Genomic DNA, 19,964 nt, shown 5'->3' with positions numbered 1-19,964 from the left:
CGTGAACGGTTGCAGTTGATAGGCGCCGACTCGATCGTGGGCCCCCGTCAGCGACACCATTTCTTGACAGTCACAACAACGGAGACAAAACCTTTATGACCACCTTCTCTCGCAGGCCGTTCACGGCACGGGCCGCCCTGGGCGCCACCACCCTGGCCATCTTGGCGCTCGGTGCATCCTCTTCTGCCTGGGCCCAGGGGGCCTACCCCAGCAAGCCCGTCACCATGGTCGTGCCCACCGCAGCCGGTGGCACCACCGACCTGTCGGCCCGCATGCTCGCCCAGGCGCTCACGCCGGTGCTGGGCCAGTCCGTGGTGGTGGACAACAAGGGCGGCGGCAACGGCAGCATTGCGGCGGCGGCCGTCAAGCGCGCCGAGGCCGATGGCTACACGCTCTTGATGCAGTACTCGGGCTACCACGTGATCTCGCCCCACCTGACCAAGCAAAAGCAGTGGGAGCAGGGCGACTTCCAGCCCGTGGCCAACGTGATCTCGGCCCCGCAGATCATCGTGGTGCGCAACGACCTGCCGGTGAAGACGCTGGCCGAACTGGTGGCTTATGCCAAGGCCAACCCCGGCAAGCTCAATTACGCGTCGTCGGGCAATGGCTCGCTGCAGCACGTGACCGGCGCCATGCTGGAGCAGCAGGGCAGCATCAAGATGGTCCACGTGCCCTACAAGGGCACTGGCCCCGCGCTGCAGGACCTGCTGGGCGGCCAGGTGGACCTGACCTTCGGCACCGCGCCGCCGTTCATGCCCCACATCGCCAGCGGCAAGCTGCGGGTGCTGGCCGTCACCGGCAAGGAGCGCCTGCCCAGCCTGCCCGATGTGCCCACCACCGCCGAAGCCGGTTACCCCAAGGTGGACGCGACCTCCTGGTTTGCGGTGTTCGTGCCCGCCGCCGTGCCCAAGCCCCTGGTGGACAAGCTCACCGCCGACATCCGCACCGTGGTGCAGAGCGCAGCGTTCAAGCAAAAGGCCCAGGAGCAGGGCGCCACTGCCGACTACCAGAGCCCGCAGCAGTTGGGCGACAAGGTCAAGGCCGATTTGGCGGGCTGGGCCGGTGTGGTCAAGACGTCGAAGATCGAAGCTGAATGATGTGAGCTAAAAATGGCTGCCGTCGCTGGATAGGAAAGCGCTGGTAGCTATTATTTTCATAGCGATCGGATGTGGGGCCACAATACGCGCCATGTCTGATGTGCATTCCGAAGAACTGTTGGCGCAGGTGGCTGCGCTGCCCGCGCTGCCCGGTGTCTACCGCTATTTCGACGCCCAGGGCGCGCTGCTGTACGTGGGCAAGGCACGGCACCTCAAGCGCCGCGTGTCGAGCTACTTCACCAAGAACCATGGCGGCACGCGCATCGGCCACATGGTCAGCAAGATCACGCGCATGGAGACCACGGTGGTGCGCTCCGAGGCCGAGGCGCTGCTGCTCGAAAACAACCTCATCAAGACGTTGAACCCCAAGTTCAACATCCTGTTCAGGGACGACAAGAGCTATCCGTATCTCAAGATCACCGGCGTGGCCGGCGGTGCTGCGCGCGGCGAGGTGCCGGGGCAGGTGTTTCCACGCATGGCGTACTACCGCGGCTCGGTCGACAAGAAGCACCGCTACTTCGGGCCGTACCCCAGCGCCTGGGCCGTGAAGGAAACCATCCAGCTGCTGCAGAAAGTCTTCAGGCTGCGCACCTGCGAGGACACGGTGTTCGCCAACCGCACGCGGCCCTGCCTGCTGTACCAGATCAAGCGCTGCACGGGCCCCTGCGTCGACCTGATCTCGCCCGAAGCCTATGCCTCGGACGTGCAGCATGCGGAGGCGCTGCTGCGCGGCGAGACGCAGGAGGTGCTGCAGGCCATGGAAAAGCGCATGATGGCGCACTCCGACAAGCTCCAATTCGAGCAGGCCGCCGAGGTGCGCAACCAGATCCAGGCCCTGTCGCGCGTGCTGCACCAGCAGTCCATCGAGATCGCGGACGACAAGGACGTGGACATCCTGGCGGTGCGGGTGCAGGGCGGCCGCGCCTGTGTGAATCTGGCCATGGTGCGCGGTGGCCGCCACCTGGGCGACCGGCCGTACTTCCCGGTGCATGTGGAAGACGCGGCGGCCATCTTTGCCGAAGAGGCCGAAGACGATGCCGCCGACAGCACGGCGGCGGCCCCGGCGCGGCCGGTGGAAGTGCAGGTGCTGGAGGCCTTCATCGCCCAGCACTATATCGGGGTGCCGGTGCCGCCCCTGCTGGTGACGAGCGAGCCGGTGGACAAGGCGCTGATGGAAGCCCTCACCCAGCAGTCGGGCCTGCGCGTGACGGCGGTGCACCAGCCGCGCGAGCAGCGCCGCGCGTGGCTGGACATGGCGCAAAAGAACGCCAGCCTGCAACTGGCCCGCCTGTTGGCGGAGGAGGGCTCGCAGCAGGCCCGCACCCGTGCACTGGCCGAAGCGCTGGACCTGCCGCCCGAGGATCTGGATCAGCTCACCATCGAGTGCTTCGACATCTCGCACACGGCGGGCGAATCCACGCAGGCATCGTGCGTGGTGTTCCACCACCACAAGATGCAAAGCAGCGAGTACCGCCGCTACAAGATCGAAGGCATTACCGGCGGCGACGACTACGCCGCCATGCGCCAGGTGCTCACGCGCCGCTACAGCAAGGTGGTGGAGGCCGCGCGCGAAGCCGGGGGCATCGACTTTGCCGCCGCCCCGCCGCCCGACACCGAGGCCGCTGTGGGGGCCGTCAAGCCCAAGGGCGTGGCGCGCCTGCCCGACCTGGTGCTGATCGACGGGGGCAAGGGCCAGGTGGGCGTGGCGCGCGAGGTCTTCACGGCCCTGGGGCTTGACCTCACGCGCATCGTCGGCGTCGAGAAAGGCGAGGGCCGCAAGGTCGGCCTGGAAGAGCTGGTGTTTGCCGACGGCCGCGAGAAGGTCTACCTGGGCAAGGATTCGGCTGCGCTCATGCTGGTGGCGCAGATCCGCGACGAGGCCCACCGCTTCGCCATCACCGGCATGCGCGCAGCGCGCGCCAAGGTGCGGGTGGGCGGCGGGCAGCTGGAGGAGATTGCCGGCGTGGGCCCCAAGAAGCGTGCGCGGCTGCTGCAGCGCTTTGGCGGCGTGCGCGGCGTGGCGTCGGCCAGCGTGGAAGACCTGGCCACGGTGGACGGCATTTCGCGCGAGCTGGCGGAAGAGATTTACCGGGCGCTGCGCTGACCTGGAGCGTTGCTGCACGATCACATTGGCCGTGCAGGCGGTGCGTGCATGCAACGCGGCGCGTGGGGCCACCCCGGGCCGTGACACAATCGCCGCCATGTTCTGGACGATCCCCACGCTGATGACCTGGACGCGCATTGTCGCGATACCTTTGATCGTGGGGGTGTTCTATGCGCCGCTGGATCCTGCCACCCGCAACCTCATCGCCACGGTGATGTTCGTGGTGTTCGCGGCCACCGACTGGCTCGACGGCTACCTGGCGCGCAAGCTCAACCAGACCTCGTCCTTCGGCGCCTTCCTCGACCCCGTGGCCGACAAGTTCCTGGTCTGCGCGTCGCTGCTGGTGCTGGTGCACCTGCAGCGCGCGGATGTGTTCGTGGCCTTGATCATCATCGGCCGCGAGATCGCCATCTCGGCCCTGCGTGAGTGGATGGCGCAGATCGGCGCCAGCAAGAGCGTGGCGGTGCACATGATCGGCAAGGTCAAGACCACGGTGCAGATGGTGGCCATCCCCTTCCTGCTGTACGACGCCCGGCTGTTCGGCATGATCGACACCGGGGTGTGGGGCACCTGGCTGATCTGGGCGTCTGCCGTGCTCACGGTGTGGTCCATGGTGTACTACCTGCAAAAGGCGCTGCCCGAGATACGGGCCCGCGTGAAGTAGTTCTGGCGCGGCTGCCTCTGCCTGCGCCTGCTTGGCCGGGTGATGCTGCTGTGAGTTCAGTCATGCAGCGGTTCTTGGGGCTGCTGCCACGCTGGTCAATGCGGCATGGTGGCGGGTGGTGCCGGTGATCGATGCGGCGGCATGGTCTGCTGCGCACTGCCGTGGTGCGAACGTCCGCCCTGGATGGTGCTGCGGCGCCCGATACGCACTCCACGTGCACCACAAACGCCTTTCCACGCTGGATTTCAAGCCCCTTTTGCGTCCGCGTGCCTTGCTGCAGGAGGGGTGTCAATACGGAATGCTGCCCATACGGCATGTATGAGACAAAACGGTCCGCACGCCCAGTCGCAGCATGAAATACGACTAGAATTGACCGCTACGCTGCCGCAAAACAGCGTGTTGTATTGACACCCGGAAACTCGATGGCTTTAATCTGATGCAGCAGCCACTGCTGTGTATGCCAGTCATTCCCCCGTCTGCCTTCAACCAGTCTCATTCAGGCTGCGCTTTGGGACGTGTGAAGACCAGATATCCGCGAGACATTCCATCAACTCTTTCCCGAGAGGCTTCTTGTGAACAAAACCGAACTGATTGAGCACATCGCTACCAACGCCGACATCTCCAAGGCCGCTGCTGCGCGTGCCCTGGAATCCACGATTGAGGCCGTCAAGAAGACCCTGAAGAAGGGCGGCACTGTCTCGCTCGTCGGTTTCGGCACTTTCGCAGTGGGCAAGCGGGCCGCACGCACCGGTCGCAATCCCCGTACCGGCGATACGATTAAAATCAAAGCTGCTAAAGTTCCGAAGTTCCGTCCTGGCAAGGCATTGAAAGATGCCTTGAACTGAGGATCAGTTTAGGCGGGGTCCTTAGCTCAGTTGGTAGAGCGGCTCCTTTACACGGAGTAGGTCGGCGGTTCGAGACCGACAGGACCCACCACCACCGAACAAATGCGAACGCAAGTTCGCCTTTTGTTTTTTGTCTTCTGAAAGATCGACCATGTTTGAATCCATCCGCAAGCACTCCAAGATCGTCATGATCTTATTGTTCTTGCTGATCATTCCATCGTTTGTGCTGGTAGGCATCGACAGCAACTACTTCTCTGAAAAGAGCCCGGTGGTTGCCCGCGTCGACGGCCACAAAATCAACCAGACCGACTGGGACAATGCACACCGCATGGAAACCGACCGCATCCGCGCTCAGTCTCCCACGGTCGATCCGAAGCTGCTGGACTCGCCCCAATCCCGTTACGCCACGTTGGAGCGCCTGGTGCGTGACCGCGTGCTGGCCGCGGCGGCCAAGGACATGCACATGGTCACCAGCGATGCGCGACTGGCCCGCAGCCTGCAGGAGATCCCTGCCATCGCCAACCTCAAGCGCGCGGACGGCACGCTCGATGCCGAAGCCTACCGCGCGCTGGTCGGAAGCCAGGGCCTCACGCCCGAAGGCTTCGAAGCCAACGTGCGCCGTGATCTGTCGGTCAACCAGGTCATGGGCGGCGTGATGGGCTCGGCCTTCGGTACCGACGCGCAGATCAAGCTGGCGCTGGACCCCCTGTACGAGCGGCGCGAAGTGCAGATCGTGCGCTTCAAGGCGACGGACTTCGCCTCCAAGGCCGAACCTACCGATGCGGAGCTGGAGGCTTACTACAAGGCCCACACCGCGCAGTTCCAGCAGACCGAACAGGCCGCAGTGGAATACGTGGTGCTCGACCTGGACAGCGTGCGCGCCGGCATCACCCTGAGCGAAGACGACCTGCGCACCTACTACAAGGAAAATCTCGCGCGCCTGTCGGGCAAGGAAGAGCGCCGCGCCAGCCACATCCTCATCAACGCACCCAAGGACGCCCCGGCGGCCGATCGCGAAAAGGCCAAGGCCCGCGCAGAAGAACTGCTGGCCCAGGTGCGCAAGACGCCGTCGAGCTTTGCCGAAGTGGCCAAGAAATCGTCGGACGACAAGGGCTCTGCCGTCGCTGGCGGCGACCTGAACTTCTTCGGCCGCAATGCGATGGTCAAGCCGTTCGAGGACGCGGCCTTTGCGCTCAAGAAGGGCGAGATCAGCGATGTGGTCGAGTCGGACTTCGGCTACCACATCATCCAGCTGACCGACATCAAGACGCCCCGCCAGCCCACCTTCGAGGAACTGCGTCCTTCGATGGAAGCCGAGCTCAAGCAGCAGCAAGCGCAAGCCAAGTTCGCCGAGGTGGCCGAGTCGTTTGCCAACGGCGTGTACGAGCAGGCCGACAGCTTGCAGCCCGTGGCCGACAAGCTCAAGCTCAAGGTGCAAAAGGCCACCGGCGTCACGCGCACGCCCACCCCCGGCGCTCAGGGCCCGCTGGCCAACAGCAAGTTCCTGGAGGCCCTGTTCTCCGCCGACTCGGTACAGAACAAGCGCAACACCGAAGCGGTTGAAGTCGGCACGAGCCAGATGGCTGCAGGCCGCGTCACCGAATACACCCCTGCACGTGCCCTGCCACTCGACGAAGTGCGCGCACGCGTGAAGTCGCTGTTCATCGCCCAGCGCGCGGCCGAGCAGGCGCGCAAGGAAGGCGAAACCAAGCTGGCGGCCTGGAAGGACAACCCCGCGGCTGCCACCGGCCTGCCTGCGGCGGTGGAGATCTCGCGCGAGCAGCCCCAGGGCCAGTCGCGCCAGGTGATCGACGCCGCCCTGCGCGCGCCGTCGGACGGCCTGCCAGCCTTTGCCGGTGTTGACCTGGGCTCTGAAGGCTACGCGGTGGTCAAGGTGAACCGCGTGGTCCCACGCCAGGCACCGGACGCGCAGCGCGCCCAGCAAGAGCGCCAGCAGTATGTGCAGTGGTGGACCACGGCCGAAGGCCTGGCGTACTACGAACTGCTCAAGCAGCGCTTCAAGGTGCAGATCAAGGCACCGCGTCCAGACACCACGGCGCAGGTCACTGCAGAAAATTAAGCCGGGAAGCCCGGGACGTGAAAATCTCGGGCTATAATATGAATCTACGGTGGCTGTAGCTCAGTTGGTAGAGTCCAGGATTGTGATTCCTGTTGTCGTGGGTTCGAGCCCCATCAGCCACCCCAAATCAGCAAAGCCGCTGCAACTTTCAAGGTTGCAGCGGCTTTTGTCTTTGCGGCTCCTCTGGCAATGTTTTCCCGACTCTTGCATGGCGTCGCTGAATGCCTGGCTTGATCTGACGATGCCGACGCCAGCAAGCCGGGTCACGGCAGGTGGCCGCGCTGCACTGCAATGGCGCGGGTTCTGCCGCAGCAGCAGGGGCTGCCAACGCATGAAGCTTTGCGTGCGCCCGACACCGCGGCCTGAGTGATTGGCGCAGTCTCGCAAATGTGCGCGGATGGTTGCGCAGCCGCAGTCACTCCCATGGGTGAGGCGACGACGAAAGGATGACGGCCAATGAAATGAGTGGCCTGCCCGGAGGGACTCGAACCCCCGACCTATTGCTTAGAAGGCAATTGCTCTATCCGGTTGAGCTACGGGCAGATGGATGGGTGTCGGCCGCAAAGGCCGAAGCGCTGGCATGGTGCGGGCCATGCATTGAAATTGCCCTGGCCGCATGCCGCTGCGCGAACCCTGGATCATACCTGCGGCGGCGGGGCATGTTCTGGCCGCCGGGCGGCATTTGCGGGTTGTAATCGCAAGTTGATGGCGGATGCGGGTATAACGGAGTGGCGCTCGTGCCGCGCGCCTGCCCGTTTCCTACTCCACCTCTGCCCATGCCACACAGCGTCAATCTCATCAGCACCATTGCCGCGGCGCTCGGGCTGGCGCTGGCGTTGGGGTTCGTGGCCGCGCGGCTCAAGCTGCCTGCGCTGGTGGGTTACTTGCTGGCCGGTGTGGTGATCGGGCCGTACACACCCGGTTTCGTGGCGGACATGGCCATGGCCAGCCAGTTGGCCGAAATCGGCGTGATGCTGCTGATGTTCGGCGTGGGCCTGCATTTCTCTTTCGGCGACCTGCTGGCGGTGCGCCGTATCGCTGTGCCCGGGGCGGTGGTGCAGATGATGGTGGCCACAGCGCTGGGCATGGCGCTGGCCGTGTGGTGGGGCTGGAGCTGGGGCGGGGCCCTGGTGTTCGGCCTGGCGCTGTCGGTGGCGAGCACGGTGGTGCTGCTGCGCGCGCTGGAGACCTTGGGAATTCTCGACAGCCACACCGGCCGCATTGCCGTGGGCTGGCTGGTGGTCGAAGACCTGGCCATGGTGCTGGTGTTGGTGCTCTTGCCGCCGTTGGCGGGTTCCCTGGGAGGCAACGGCACCCAGGGCCAGGCCGTCGATGGCGCTGCGCTGTGGAAGACCCTGGGATGGACCTTGTTGCAGGTGGGCGGCTTTGTGGCGCTGATGCTGCTGGTCGGGCGCCGCCTGTTTCCGTGGGTGCTCTGGCAGGTGGCCCGCACCGGGTCGCGCGAGCTGTTCACGCTGTGCGTCGTGGCGGCTGCGGTCAGCATCGCGTTCGGCTCTGCGGCGCTGTTTGGCGTGTCGTTCGCACTGGGGGCGTTCTTTGCGGGCATGGTGATGCGCGAGTCGGAGTTCAGCCACCGCGCCGCCGAGGAGTCATTGCCACTGCGCGACGCTTTCGCCGTGCTGTTCTTCGTGTCCGTGGGCATGCTGTTCAACCCCTCGGTGTTGTGGGACCGGCCGGTGCAGGTGCTGGCCGTGGTGGCCATCATCATGCTGGGCAAGACGCTGGCGGCAGCCGCCCTGGTGCTGGCCTTCCGCTACCCGCTCAATACGGCGCTGACGGTGTCTGCCAGCCTGGCGCAGATCGGCGAGTTTTCGTTCATCCTGGTGGCGCTGGGTTCGTCACTGGGCCTGTTGCCGGCCGAAGGTGCCAGCCTGGTGCTGGCGGGCGCCTTGATCTCGATGGCGCTGAACCCGATGCTCTTTCGCGCGATTGCGCCGCTGCAGGACTGGCTGCGGGCTCGCTCCGCACTGGCGCGGCGGCTGGAGCAGCGGGACGACCCGCTGGCCGAGTTGCCCATGACCACCGATTCGCGCTATCTGGCGCGGCAGGTGGTGCTGGTGGGCTACGGCCGGGTCGGGCGCCGGGTGGCGGCGGCTCTGGCGGCCAACGACATTCCCTACGTGGTGGCGGAGCAGAACCGCGAACTGGTGGAGTCGCTGCGGGAGTCCGGCGTGGCGGCCGTGTTTGGCGATGCGGTGGACCCGGCCGTGCTCATCCAGGCACACATTGCACGCGCGGCGATGCTGGTGATCGCCACGCCGGACACCTTGAACGTGCGCCAGATCATCGGCACGGCGCGCACGCTCAACCCCCACATCGAAGCCGTGGTGCGCAGCCACAACAGCGACGAGGCCCGTCGGCTCACGCAGGAGTGCGACAGTGCGGTGTTCCTGGCCGACGAGGCGCTGGCCCAGGCCATGTCGCGCTACGTCGTGGAGCGCACAGAGACACGCCGCGCCCGGGCGACGGCCCCCGCGGCGCTGCACAGCCGCATCTGAATATCTGCCAAAAGCCGTGCTACCGCTGGATGGGTGGCTGTTTTATGCTATCTAATAGATAGCTGAGTGGAGAAATAGCGATTGGGTATGGGTCTGCTGCGACTGGCCCGCTGCAGTAGGCTGGGGGGCACTGGTGCGTGCAGAGTCGACACCCCGGCACAACAACGCGCTGGGCGCGGCCTGCCAAACTGCCCGTGGTCACACGCTCAAGCCCGATATGAGGCCCAGCCCATCTGCACAGCCCGAGCCCGAGCATGAGCCTGAGGCAGCGGCTGTCGCCTCAATCCGTTTCTTCAAACACCAGCGACGGGTTGCTCATGATGCGCGCGGTCTGGCCCAGGTCGTCGATCAAGCGGTTGGCAAAGTAGCTGTTCTGCGTGTCCGGCTCCAGCGCCGCCACCGCCAGGTTGGCGCGTGGCTGGTTCAGCGGGATGTAGAAGCTGCCGGCAGGCACGTCGATCGCGCTGCGCATAGGGGCCACCTGCACGCGCACGATGCCGGTGCCTCCGGCGATGGTGCCGGTCACATCCTGCCGGTCGCCGGACTCGCGCGAGGTTTCGCGGTAGGTGTCGGCGAGGGCAGAGCCAGGTTCGGCCACGCGCATCACCTGCAGTCCCAGCAGTTTCAGGCGCTCCACGGCGGCGGTGGAGCTGGCCGACAGCCAATAGCCGCAAGGCCGGGCGCGGGTCTTGGTGGGACGCAGCGTGAGCGAGGAGTTCCACTCGACGCGGATGGGGCGCACCGCCCCGGTGTCGGGGTCCAGAAACTCCAGCTCGCGCTGGGTGGGGGTGGCTGCAGCCTCGATCACAACCTGATCACGGCAGGCCTGCGCGCTGATGTCGCGCGCCACGAAGGAACGCACCTGCTCCAGGTTGGCGGCACGCTCGGCGGTGCTGCGCAACGCGCTGGCGATGGCGGTGACCTGCGAATGCACCCGGCGCTGGATGTGCATGCGGCCAATGCCCACGCCGCGCGTTTCGATCAACAGGCTCACCGCGTTCTTCAGTCCGTTCACATTGCGGCCGGTGTCGGGTTGCGTGCCCCCCATGGAGATGCGCTTGTCGTCGGGGTTGTTGGAGGTGGTGTAGTACCAGTCGCTGGTCAGGCCCTGGGCCTTGAGTGCGGCCACCATGGGCTGGTGGTACCACTCCTGCGATGCCTTGGTGAGGAACTCAGGGTAGTTGGCCGTGGTGGTGTACTGCAGCAGCGTGTCGTAGCGCTGGATGGCATTGAACTTCTGCAGATAGCGGCCCGCCACGGTGTATTCGTGCGCGTCCACCACCAGGATGGGGCGGTACTCATTCACCACGCCGGCCAGGGCACGTGCCTCGGGGGTGTTCAGCAGCAGGTGGTCGCGGTTCATGTCCACGCCGTTGGCCGTGACCCGTGTGCCCGCCGCGGCTCCGTCAGGGTTGGCGCGGGGAATGATCACCACGTTGATGCGGTCGAGCAAAGGCTCCAGCAACCCCTGGGTCAGCTCGCGGCTGATGACGAGCAATGCTTCGGCCCCTGCGGGTTCATCGCCGTGCTGTTGGCCGATCAGAACGACCGTGGGGCGGCCGCTGTTGTCCAGCTGCGCAGGGGACGTGCCCGCGGCGCGCGTGGCCAGCAGGCCCAGGATGGGTTCGCCGCGCTGCGACATGCCCAGATTGAGCAACCGGGTGCGGGTGGCACCGCGCTGCGCCGGGTCGTCCAGCGACTGCAGCCACTGCGCCAGCTCTGCGTTCGTGGTGAAAGCCCTGCGGTCTGCGGCAAGCCCCGGCGTAGCGTAGGCCACCGCGGGGTCGGGGAACTGGGCCGCCACCGCCGCGCCGTAGGGTGGCGACATCGGGCCGTCGTTCTGCACCACCAGCGGAGCGGGCGGCGGCAGCGGGCTCGCCACCACGCCCTGGCTTGGGCCGAGGGGCTGCGTTGGCCGGGGCGCCGTTGCCTGACCCAGCGGTGCAGGCACCACCGTGCCTTTCTGGGCGCGGCTGGGCAGCGGGGCTGGCGCATTGGGCCGCGCTGTGGGTGTGGAAGGCCAGGGCGGCAGCGGCGTGCTGGAGCATGCCGTCAGCAGTACCGCCGCCAGAATGGCAGAGATCTTCCAGGGCGTCTGCGGCGACCAGGCGGAGAAGGGTTGGGGCTCCGCGCCGCGCGTGCGCCGGAAGAAGGTGTGCATGGTCATGGTGGTTTTGCCAGTGGGGCCGCTGGGCGGCTTTGTTACGGCGATGTTACCTGCGCACCTGCCCGCTCCGGTGTCAGCGTACATCCCGTTGCAAACCTGTGGTTGACAGCTCGGTCGTGCCCGGCCGCCCTATGGCTTCGTCACGGGATCAAAAGGAGGAGGCGGCATGGATGGCCCGGGTGCCGCGGCAGAGGATGCTGCTGTGGTGGCCTGGGGCACGGGAGAGTGCGCCTGCGGCCTGTCGGGCGGTACGCCGCCGGCCGCCGCTGTGTCTTGCCGTGCGTCTGCCTGCATCCTCAGGCGCAACAGGGCCCGCACAAAGCCGTGGTCGGACCGGGAGCGGTCACGCCCTTCGTGCAGATGGTCGTTGAAGTAGTCGACCCGGCGCACGTCGCCGATGCTGTTGCGGCCGTTGTGCAGGAACTCCTCGCTGACCAGGATCTGGTCCAGCACGCTGGGCGAGCCCTGGTGGATGTGCGAGTACGCGACATCTTTCTTGAGCGCGGCGTCTCCTTGCAGTTCATAGGCATTGAACAGGGCCACGTCCCGCGCGCCGCGGTCGTAGGCGATCTCGTTGGTGGCGCAGATCAGTTGCGTGGTGACGCTGTCGGGCGTGTCGTTGAAGTCGCCCAACACCACCAGGGGCACGCTGGTGCGGTGCAGCAGGTCGATCACCAGGCAGCGCAGCGCCATGGCCTCGGCCCCGCGCATGATCAGCGAGCGCAGCGAAGCCAGGGCCATCACCTTGGGGTCGCTGCGGTCCTCCAGCGGGTGGCCTTGCGCATCCTGCAGGAACTTGGGCCGCTTCGACTTGAGGTGGGCGGTGAGCACGTTGAGCGTCTGTCCATGCTTCATGTGCAAGGTGACGACCAGGGGAGGGCGCTCGAAGCGCAAGTGCCGGCCCAGGCCAGGCACATCGACCTCGAAACCTGGCGGAAACTCTGCGAACGACTGCAGGGCGTCCACCTTCAGCCGCGTGGCGATGCCTACGCGCGGCGTGCCCTGGGCGCCACCGCCATGGACTGCCCCGTTGTTCTCGGCACCGGGCACCGCCACGAAGTCATAGCGCAGGCCGCTGCGGCCTATAGCGCCCTTCAAGGCCGCATCGTCCCAGACCTCCTGCACTGCCAGCACATCGGCGTTGAGGGTGCGAAACCGGTCTCCGAGCCAGGTGAGCTTGCGGTCGAACTCGGCCTGGGTATACGGGTCCTGGTTGTCATAGAACATGCGCCCGGGGTTGGCCAGGTTCAGCACGTTGCAGGTGGCCACCATCAGGGTGGCCAGCGGAACTGGAATGTCGTTGGGGCGCATGGCGGTGAGCGGGATGGGGCAAAGGATGCGTGCACCCCGCACAAAGCCGGAGCGGCTCAGCCCATGGGTTGCAGCGCGTGGCCAGAGAGCACATGCAGGCCGGCTGGGAGTGACTGTACGGCATGCACCAGCGCGTGGGCCACATCCGCGCCCGGGCGGGCACGGTAGCGCGCCGGCAGGACGGGGTCGAGCCAGCGAAACAGCGTGATGGACAACGATTCCGCACGGCGCGGCGCCTGTTGCAGGGCCGTCCGCTCGCCGATGAGCAGGGAGGGGCGCGCGATCACCAGGGTCTCGAAGCCCAGGGCCTGCAGGTCGCGTTCGACCTCGCCCTTGACCCGGTTGTAGAAGATGCGCGAATGCGGGTTGGCACCCATGGCCGTGACCACGCCGCAGCGTGTGGCGCCGGCCGCGCGCGCGGCGCGGGCAGTGGCCAGCACGGCGTCGTGGTCGACCGCCCGAAAGGCGCTCTGGCTGCCTGCCGCGGCGATGGTGGTGCCCAGCGTGATGTAGACATCATCCACGGGCGGCAAGGCGGGCAGGGCCGCAAAGTCCACGGCGTGCAGGTGCAGCCGTGGGTGGCTCAGCGCTGGCGCGCGCCGGCCCTGGGCATGCAGCACATGCACCGCAGGGGGTGCCGGTGCTGCCGCGTCCGCTGAACGGGATGGATCAGCGGTTAAAAGATCCGCGAGGACCGCCTGGCCCACGAGGCCCGTTGCCCCGGCCACCACCGCCACCCGCGCCTCCGCCATAGCCGCCTCCTCCACCGTTGCCACCACGATAACCGCCGCCACGGCGGCCGCCGCCCATGCTGTCCACGCTGGTGCGCATCGGGTCGGGCTGGCCGCCCGCGCCATGGCCGGAAGCGCGATGCCCCGGGTTGCTATGGCCCGAATGCGTGCCCAGGTGGGCGTCAGGGCGGGGAGGTTGCGAGTCGTCGTAGCGGGGCGCACCGCCACCGCCGTAGCCGCCACCACCACCGCCGGAGCGGCCGCGTGCAGGTGCCTGGCCGCCGGCGCGTGCTCCGCCACCGCCACCACCACCGGCACGGCCGCCACGCGGGCCGTTGTTGCCGCCACCACCGCCGGCGCCGGCACTGGCGCCGCCGCCAGCGCGGCCACCACGGCCGCCGCCGTTGCCGCCACCCGCAGGGCGGGGGCCGCGATCGCCGCCGCCACCACCACCACCACCGCCGCCAGCACCCTGGCCGGCCTTGTTGGTGCGGATGCGTTCCATCATTTCGCTGCGGGCGGCCTTGGCGGCAGCCTGCATCACGTCACGGCTCGGGGGCTTGCCTGCGCCGCCCCAGATGGTCTGGCGGCCCATGGCGATGGGCTCGGCCTTTTCACCGGCGTCGGGGCCGAAGCCTTCGATGACCTGCACGGGAATCTGCTGCTTGGTGAAGCGCTCGATGTCCATCATGAAGCCTTCTTCGTCCATGCAGACCAGGCTCACGGCTTCACCGCTGTTGCCGGCGCGGCCCGTGCGGCCGATGCGGTGGACGTAGTCTTCCGAGACGTTCGGGATTTCGTAGTTCACGACGTGCGGCAGCTCGTCGATGTCGATGCCGCGCGCGGCGATGTCGGTGGCCACCAGGGCGCGGATGTCACCGCTCTTGAAGCCGGCCAGGGCCTGCGTGCGGGCGCTCTGGCTCTTGTTGCCGTGCAGCGCCATGGCGTTCACGCCGTTCTTGGTCAGGAACTCGGCCACGTTGTTGGCGCCAAACTTGGTGCGGGTGAACACCAGCACCTGGCTCCAGTTGTGCTGCTGGATGATGTGCAGCAGCACCTGCTTTTTCTTGCCGCGGCCCACTGGGTGGATCACCTGCGTGATGCGCTGCACCGTGGTGTTGCTCGGGGTGACCTGGATGCTCTGGGGGTTCTTGAGCAGGGTATTGGCCAGGTCCCGGATCTCGTCGCTGAAGGTGGCCGAGAACAGCAGGCTCTGCTTGTCGCGCGGCACCAGCGCCAGCACCTTCTTCACGTCGTGGATGAATCCCATGTCCAGCATGCGGTCGGCTTCGTCGAGCACCAGCACCTGCACGGTCGACAGGTCCAGGAAGCCCTGTTGCTGCAGGTCCAGCAGGCGGCCGGGCGTGGCCACCAGGATGTCCACGCCGCGCTTGATGCGGTCGATCTGCGGGTTCATGCCCACGCCGCCGAAGACGACGGTGGAGTTGATGTCGAGGTACTTGCCGTATTCGCGCACGGACTCTTCCACCTGGGCGGCGAGCTCGCGGGTGGGCGTCAGCACCAGGGCGCGGATGCCCTTGCCGCCGAACTTGTTTTTGGGCGCAGCACCTTGCGAGAGGCGGTGCAGCAGGGGCAGGGTGAACGCAGCAGTCTTGCCGGTGCCGGTCTGCGCGCCGGCCAGCAGGTCGTGGCCTGCGAGCACGGCGGGGATGGCCTGGGCCTGAATGGGCGTGGGGGTTTCGTAGCCCGTTTCGTGCACGGCCTTCAGGATGGCAGGAGCCAGGTTCAGTTCGTCAAATGTCATGTCGTTGAATGCGCCCATCCGGGGCGCTGGTATCGGCCTGTCGTGCAACCGGAGGTTGCCGAGCCAGTCTCAAGCCGATGAGGTTCATGAGTGGGAGCCCGGAAGTTTGGGTGCTTCCTTCGTCCCCAGCAGCGTGCTGATGCAGCGGGCAACTGGAGCCCGTCACGAAGCGTATTGTCGCATGGCCTGATAATCTCGGTTTGCACGCAGAATTTCTGCTCACTTTTGCAGGTTAGACACCCCATGTCCCAATACGTTTTGTCGAAACAACGGTCTGCCGTCGGCGGCCTTCACTCGCTGTGCTCGCGGAGGTCCATGTAATGGCGCAGTACGTTTTCTCCATGAACCGCGTCGGCAAGATCGTGCCGCCCAAGCGGCAAATCCTGAAAGACATCTCCCTGAGCTTCTTCCCCGGCGCCAAGATCGGCGTGCTCGGGACCAACGGCTCCGGCAAGTCCACGCTGCTCAAGATCATGGCGGGCCTGGACAAGGAAATCGAGGGCGAAGCCATCCCGATGGCGGGCTTGAACATCGGCTACCTGCCCCAGGAGCCCCAGCTGGACCCCACCCAGACCGTGCGCGAAAGCGTGGAAGCCGGCATGGGCAAGGTGTTCGCCGCCAAGGCACGCCTCGAAGAGGTCTACACCGCGTACGGTGAAGAAAATGCCGACTTCGATGCGCTGGCCGCCGAGCAGGCAGAGCTGGAAGCCATCATCGCCACGGCGGGTACGGACTCCGAGCACCAGCTGGAAATCGCGGCCGACGCCCTGCGCCTGCCCCCATGGGACGCCAACATCGGCGTTCTCTCCGGTGGTGAAAAGCGCCGCGTGGCGCTGTGCCGCCTGCTGCTGTCCAAGCCCGACATGCTGCTGCTCGACGAACCCACCAACCACTTGGACGCCGAATCGGTCGACTGGCTCGAACAGTTCCTGCAGCGCTACTCCGGCACCGTGGTGGCCATCACCCACGATCGCTACTTCCTCGACAACGCCGCCGAATGGATTCTGGAGCTCGACCGTGGCTCCGGCATTCCCTACAAGGGCAATTATTCCGACTGGCTGACCCAGAAGGGCGCCCGCCTGGAAGCCGAGCAAAAGGGTGAAGAAGCCCGCGCCAAGGCCCTGAAGAAGGAACTGGAATGGTCGCGCCAGAACCCCAAGGCCCGCCAGGCCAAGAGCAAGGCCCGTCTGGCCCGCTTTGAAGAACTGAGCGACTTCGAATACCAAAAGCGCAACGAAACCAACGAAATCTTCATCCCCGTGGCCGACCGCCTGGGCAGCCAGGTGATCGAGTTCAAGAACGTCACCAAGTCCTTCGGCGACCGCGTGCTGATCGACAACCTGAGCTTCAACATCCCTGCGGGTGCCATCGTCGGCATCATCGGCCCTAACGGCGCGGGCAAGTCCACGCTGTTCAAGCTGATCGCTGGCAAGGAAAAGCCCGACTCGGGCGAAGTCGTCATCGGGTCCACCGTCAAGATGGCTTTCGTGGACCAGCACCGTGACGATTTGTCCAACGACAAGACCGTGTGGGAAGACGTCTCGGGCGGCCTGGACATCCTCAACGTCGGCAAGTTCCAGATGGCCAGCCGCGCCTACTGCGGCCGGTTCAACTTCAATGGCAGCGACCAGCAAAAGAAGGTGGGCATGCTGTCCGGGGGCGAACGCGGACGCCTGCACCTGGCCAAGACCCTGATTGCGGGCGGCAACGTGCTCATGCTCGATGAGCCGTCCAACGACCTGGACGTGGAAACCCTGCGGGCGCTGGAAGATGCGCTGCTCGAGTTCGCCGGCACCATGTTGGTAATCAGCCACGATCGCTGGTTCCTCGACCGGATTGCCACCCACATCCTGGCGGCCGAAGGTGACAGCCAGTGGACGTTCTTTGACGGCAATTACCAGGAGTACGAAGCCGACAAGAAGAAGCGACTGGGTGAAGAAGGCGCCAAACCCAAGCGCATGCGCTACAAAGCACTGAAATAAGCCATCAGGAGCTGGTTCCAAGACCTGAAATAAGCTTTCAGGTCAAGTAGGATTGCATCTGGAAACCTGTCGCCCGATTCTTCCCCACCATGTCCCAGCCTGCGTCTCAGTCGAGAACCGTGTTCCGTGCCTGCGTCGTCAACGCCGTGCGCGGGGGCGAAGCGTTGATGCAACAGCTGGTCAAGGTGACCCAGGGAGCCTTGACCGAGGAAGAGTCGAGCGTCCGCAACATCCAGCAGCGCAACCTCGTCAGTGACAGTCTGCGCCTGCTGAACCAGCACGAAGCGGCCCTGGTCAAGGGCTATTCCATGGCGCTGCTGGAGACTTTTGCCGAGGGCCCGTCCATTGGCAAAGGCCGCAGCACGGCCGAAGACACCGGCATGGACTTCGGCGAGCTCTCGCTCATGGACGAGAACGAGATGCAGGCGCAGGTCGAGCTGTCCAAGGCGCAGCAATCGGCCCTGCACGCTACCGACGCCGTGCTGGCCGAGCTCAACACCCTGGTGAGCTCTGCGCAGGGCCTGCGCAGCGTTCAACCGGAACGCAACCCGTTGCGGCCCGAAAGCTATATCCGCGCGCTGCAGCAGGTCGTGGGCGACACCGGGGTGTCGCCCGAGGTGCGCCAGCTGTGGATGCAGCACATGCGCGATCTGCTGGGCAAGCTCTTGGTCGAAGAATACCGGCGCACCGCCGCCAGCCTTCGCGAGCATGGGGTTCAGCCCGTGGGTTACGCCGTGCTCGGCACGCCGGCAGGCGCTGGGCGGGGCGGAGCAGGTGGCGGCGCCGGCCCGGGGTATGCCGGGACGGGGTACGGCACCGGCTATGGCGGTCCGGGCACAGGGTATGGCAGTGGTTATTCTGGCTACGGCCAGTCCATGAATGCACCGATGGGCGACCCGTCCAGCGGTGGCTACGGGCGCAGCACCATGGGCCCGTCCACCGGCTGGAGCGGCGACTCCCAGCAGGGCGGCATGGTCCCTGCGGCCGAAGAAGCCTTGTTGACGGTGGGCATCCTGCGCCAGATGCTGGCGGGGGGCGACCCGTTCGATCCGCGCGCCTACGGTGCGATGCCTGTCGCCGCAGTGCCCGCAGGGGCGATGCCGATGCAGCCCACGATGCCCGCCAACGCGGTGCACCATGGCGCCGGCGTGCCCTCGGGCACGGGCCCCGCCTACTATCCTGCGGGTGCAGCGGCCGAGGCGATGGAGGACATGGCGCAGCTGGAGCGCTTGGTCGGCCGCCTTGCCGGCGGCGGTGCCGCCGGAGCGGTCAGCATGAGCCAGCCGGGGTCGCTGCCCGTGCCGCTCTCCGGCTGGCGCCTGCCGCCGGGCGTGGCGCCCGTGGTGTATGCCACCATGCCCATGGACGGGGCCGCCCAGTCCACCGCCGTGGCGACCGAAGTCGTGGGGCGCATGATGTTCAACATCGCCCAGGACGCCCGCCTGCTCCCGCCAGTACAAAAAGCGGTGCAGACGCTGGAGCCCGCGCTCAAACAACTGGTGCTGCATGACGGCCGCTTCTTCACGGAAAGCAGCCACCCGGCCCGCCGCCTGCTCGACGAGTTGACGCAGCGTAGCCTGGCTTTCACGGCCGAGACGGCGCCGGGCTTCAGCAGCTTCATGCGCCTGGTCAAGGGCGCGGTCGATCACCTGGCCACGTCCGACATCAAGGACGCCGGGCCTTTCGACACGGTCCTGAAGGCCCTGCAGTCGGCCTGGGACACGCAGGAGAAAAAACTCAAGGCGCACCAGGAGGCGCAGCAGAAAGCGCTGCTGCATGCAGAGCAGCGCGAGATGCTGGCCGAAAAGATCGCCGCCGACATCCGCAAACTGGCCGACGTGGGCAACGTGCCTGCCGACATCCTCGACTTCGCCGCGGGCCCGTGGGCCGACGTGGTGGCGCTGGCCCAGGTGCTCAAGCCTGCCGAGTCCGAGGACGACGACCCGGGTGGCTATCTGGCGCTGGTGCCCGTGCTGCTGTGGAGCTCGCAACCGGACCTGACCCGGCAAGACCCGGACCGTCTGAACGACTCCATCCCCGGCCTCTTGGCCAAGCTGCGCAAGGGCCTCAAGACCATTGGCTATCCGGCAGTGCAGACGAGCGCACTGCTGCAGCGACTGGTCGGCTTGCACCAGGAAGCGTTCGAGAAGGCGCCTGCGGCCCCCGCCGCCAGGCCCGAACCGGAACCAGTGCCCGAGGCCGCGCCTGCCGTCGACGCGGCTGCACAGGAAGAACCCGCGCCACCCGAAGCGGCCGAGCCGCCGCAGGACAGCGCACAGGCGCCCGTCGACGCATTGCCTGACCCGTATGCCGACTTTGTGATCGGCGCCTGGGTGGAACTCGTGACCAACGGCCGCGTGGTGCGCACCCAGCTCACCTGGTGCAGCCCGCACGGCACGCTGTTCCTGTTCACGGCGCCGGATGCCAGCACGCAGTCCATGACACGCCGCATGCGTGACAAGCTGGCGGCGGAAGGTTCCCTCAAGGTGATCCCCGCGCCGGCCGCCAAGCCCGCTAGCGCTCGCAGCATGGACGCCGCCGGGGCGGACGCGGGCGGGGATCCCCGCCGGTCGTCCTCGTCCCGCGCGCCCTCCAGCTCCAAAATGGCGCCGTTGTCTAGGTCTGCACCCCTGTCCAAGTCTGCGCCCCTGTCGCCTGGCGGCAAGCCGGCCACCAAGGGGCGCTGAGCACCCCCCTCG

General features: G+C 66.5%; 12 protein-coding genes and 3 tRNA genes. 10 read left to right on the top strand and 5 right to left on the bottom strand.

What is annotated here, in order from left to right:
• Positions 1-95: 95 nt before the first annotated feature.
• The 7 genes from ACIGHN_RS19385 (at position 96) to ACIGHN_RS19355 (ending at position 6,915) form a co-directional block, all read left to right on the top strand.
• Positions 96-1,097 carry a Bug family tripartite tricarboxylate transporter substrate binding protein gene (locus ACIGHN_RS19385; RefSeq protein ID WP_396505619.1) on the top strand — a complete coding sequence of 334 codons (1,002 nt, stop codon included), beginning with the start codon at positions 96-98 and terminating at the stop codon, positions 1,095-1,097.
• A gap of 91 nt (positions 1,098-1,188) precedes the next feature.
• Entirely contained in the window at positions 1,189-3,201 is a 2,013-nt protein-coding gene (gene uvrC / locus ACIGHN_RS19380) for an excinuclease ABC subunit UvrC (protein WP_396505618.1), read from the top strand.
• A gap of 97 nt (positions 3,202-3,298) precedes the next feature.
• A complete protein-coding gene (pgsA, locus tag ACIGHN_RS19375) occupies positions 3,299-3,865 on the top strand; it encodes a CDP-diacylglycerol--glycerol-3-phosphate 3-phosphatidyltransferase (protein WP_056421153.1) in 567 nt (188 codons plus the stop codon).
• Between the two features lie 572 nt (positions 3,866-4,437).
• The gene (locus ACIGHN_RS19370) at positions 4,438-4,710 is read left to right on the top strand and encodes an HU family DNA-binding protein (RefSeq protein WP_056164954.1); all 273 of its coding nucleotides are present in this window, start codon (positions 4,438-4,440) and stop codon (positions 4,708-4,710) included.
• A 15-nt stretch (positions 4,711-4,725) separates the two neighbouring features.
• Positions 4,726-4,801, top strand: a tRNA-Val gene (locus ACIGHN_RS19365).
• A 60-nt stretch (positions 4,802-4,861) separates the two neighbouring features.
• Positions 4,862-6,790 (top strand): SurA N-terminal domain-containing protein, encoded by a 1,929-nt coding sequence (locus tag ACIGHN_RS19360; protein WP_396505617.1) that lies wholly within the window; start codon positions 4,862-4,864, stop codon positions 6,788-6,790.
• Positions 6,791-6,839: 49 nt separating this feature from the next.
• Positions 6,840-6,915, top strand: a tRNA-His gene (locus ACIGHN_RS19355).
• Positions 6,916-7,256: 341 nt separating this feature from the next.
• Here ACIGHN_RS19355 and ACIGHN_RS19350 read toward each other — a convergent pair.
• Positions 7,257-7,333 (bottom strand) — tRNA-Arg (locus tag ACIGHN_RS19350).
• A 233-nt stretch (positions 7,334-7,566) separates the two neighbouring features.
• Here ACIGHN_RS19350 and ybaL point away from each other — a divergent pair.
• Positions 7,567-9,309 carry a YbaL family putative K(+) efflux transporter gene (gene ybaL, locus ACIGHN_RS19345; RefSeq protein WP_396505616.1) on the top strand — a complete coding sequence of 581 codons (1,743 nt, stop codon included), beginning with the start codon at positions 7,567-7,569 and terminating at the stop codon, positions 9,307-9,309.
• A 280-nt stretch (positions 9,310-9,589) separates the two neighbouring features.
• Here ybaL and ACIGHN_RS19340 read toward each other — a convergent pair whose 3' ends face one another.
• The 4 genes from ACIGHN_RS19340 to ACIGHN_RS19325 form a co-directional block, all read right to left on the bottom strand.
• Positions 9,590-11,476, bottom strand: coding sequence for a M14 family zinc carboxypeptidase (locus ACIGHN_RS19340; protein WP_396505615.1), 1,887 nt, complete (start codon positions 11,474-11,476; stop codon positions 9,590-9,592).
• Between the two features lie 129 nt (positions 11,477-11,605).
• Positions 11,606-12,787 carry an endonuclease/exonuclease/phosphatase family protein gene (locus ACIGHN_RS19335; RefSeq protein WP_056421169.1) on the bottom strand — a complete coding sequence of 394 codons (1,182 nt, stop codon included), beginning with the start codon at positions 12,785-12,787 and terminating at the stop codon, positions 11,606-11,608.
• Positions 12,788-12,843: 56 nt separating this feature from the next.
• Positions 12,844-13,539, bottom strand: coding sequence for a nucleoside-diphosphate sugar epimerase (locus ACIGHN_RS19330; protein ID WP_396505614.1), 696 nt, complete (start codon positions 13,537-13,539; stop codon positions 12,844-12,846).
• Positions 13,457-15,283, bottom strand: coding sequence for a DEAD/DEAH box helicase (locus ACIGHN_RS19325; protein WP_396505613.1), 1,827 nt, complete (start codon positions 15,281-15,283; stop codon positions 13,457-13,459). Before ACIGHN_RS19325 ends, ACIGHN_RS19330 begins: the two co-directional genes overlap by 83 nt.
• A gap of 320 nt (positions 15,284-15,603) precedes the next feature.
• Here ACIGHN_RS19325 and ettA point away from each other — a divergent pair, with 320 nt between their 5' ends.
• A complete protein-coding gene (gene ettA / locus ACIGHN_RS19320) occupies positions 15,604-17,265 on the top strand; it encodes an energy-dependent translational throttle protein EttA (protein WP_056421172.1) in 1,662 nt (553 codons plus the stop codon).
• Positions 17,266-17,354: 89 nt separating this feature from the next.
• Positions 17,355-19,952, top strand: a complete 2,598-nt coding sequence (locus tag ACIGHN_RS19315; RefSeq protein ID WP_396505612.1) for a DUF1631 family protein — start codon at positions 17,355-17,357, stop codon at positions 19,950-19,952.
• Positions 19,953-19,964: the final 12 nt, after the last annotated feature.

Source organism: Acidovorax sp. NPDC077693, from assembly GCF_044542805.1.
Lineage (GTDB): Bacteria > Pseudomonadota > Gammaproteobacteria > Burkholderiales > Burkholderiaceae_C > Acidovorax.
This window is presented reverse-complemented; position numbering and strand designations above follow the sequence as displayed.

Coding starts and splice junctions, on each gene's coding strand:
- uvrC (WP_396505618.1), top strand. CDS start 1,189: ATGTCTGATGTGCATTCCGAAGAACTGTTGGCGCAGGTGGCTGCGCTG.
- pgsA (WP_056421153.1), top strand. CDS start 3,299: ATGTTCTGGACGATCCCCACGCTGATGACCTGGACGCGCATTGTCGCG.
- ACIGHN_RS19340 (WP_396505615.1), bottom strand. CDS start 11,476: ATGACCATGCACACCTTCTTCCGGCGCACGCGCGGCGCGGAGCCCCAA.
- ACIGHN_RS19335 (WP_056421169.1), bottom strand. CDS start 12,787: ATGCGCCCCAACGACATTCCAGTTCCGCTGGCCACCCTGATGGTGGCC.
- ettA (WP_056421172.1), top strand. CDS start 15,604: ATGGCGCAGTACGTTTTCTCCATGAACCGCGTCGGCAAGATCGTGCCG.
- ybaL (WP_396505616.1), top strand. CDS start 7,567: ATGCCACACAGCGTCAATCTCATCAGCACCATTGCCGCGGCGCTCGGG.
- ACIGHN_RS19360 (WP_396505617.1), top strand. CDS start 4,862: ATGTTTGAATCCATCCGCAAGCACTCCAAGATCGTCATGATCTTATTG.
- ACIGHN_RS19330 (WP_396505614.1), bottom strand. CDS start 13,539: ATGGCGGAGGCGCGGGTGGCGGTGGTGGCCGGGGCAACGGGCCTCGTG.
- ACIGHN_RS19315 (WP_396505612.1), top strand. CDS start 17,355: ATGTCCCAGCCTGCGTCTCAGTCGAGAACCGTGTTCCGTGCCTGCGTC.
- ACIGHN_RS19325 (WP_396505613.1), bottom strand. CDS start 15,283: ATGACATTTGACGAACTGAACCTGGCTCCTGCCATCCTGAAGGCCGTG.
- ACIGHN_RS19385 (WP_396505619.1), top strand. CDS start 96: ATGACCACCTTCTCTCGCAGGCCGTTCACGGCACGGGCCGCCCTGGGC.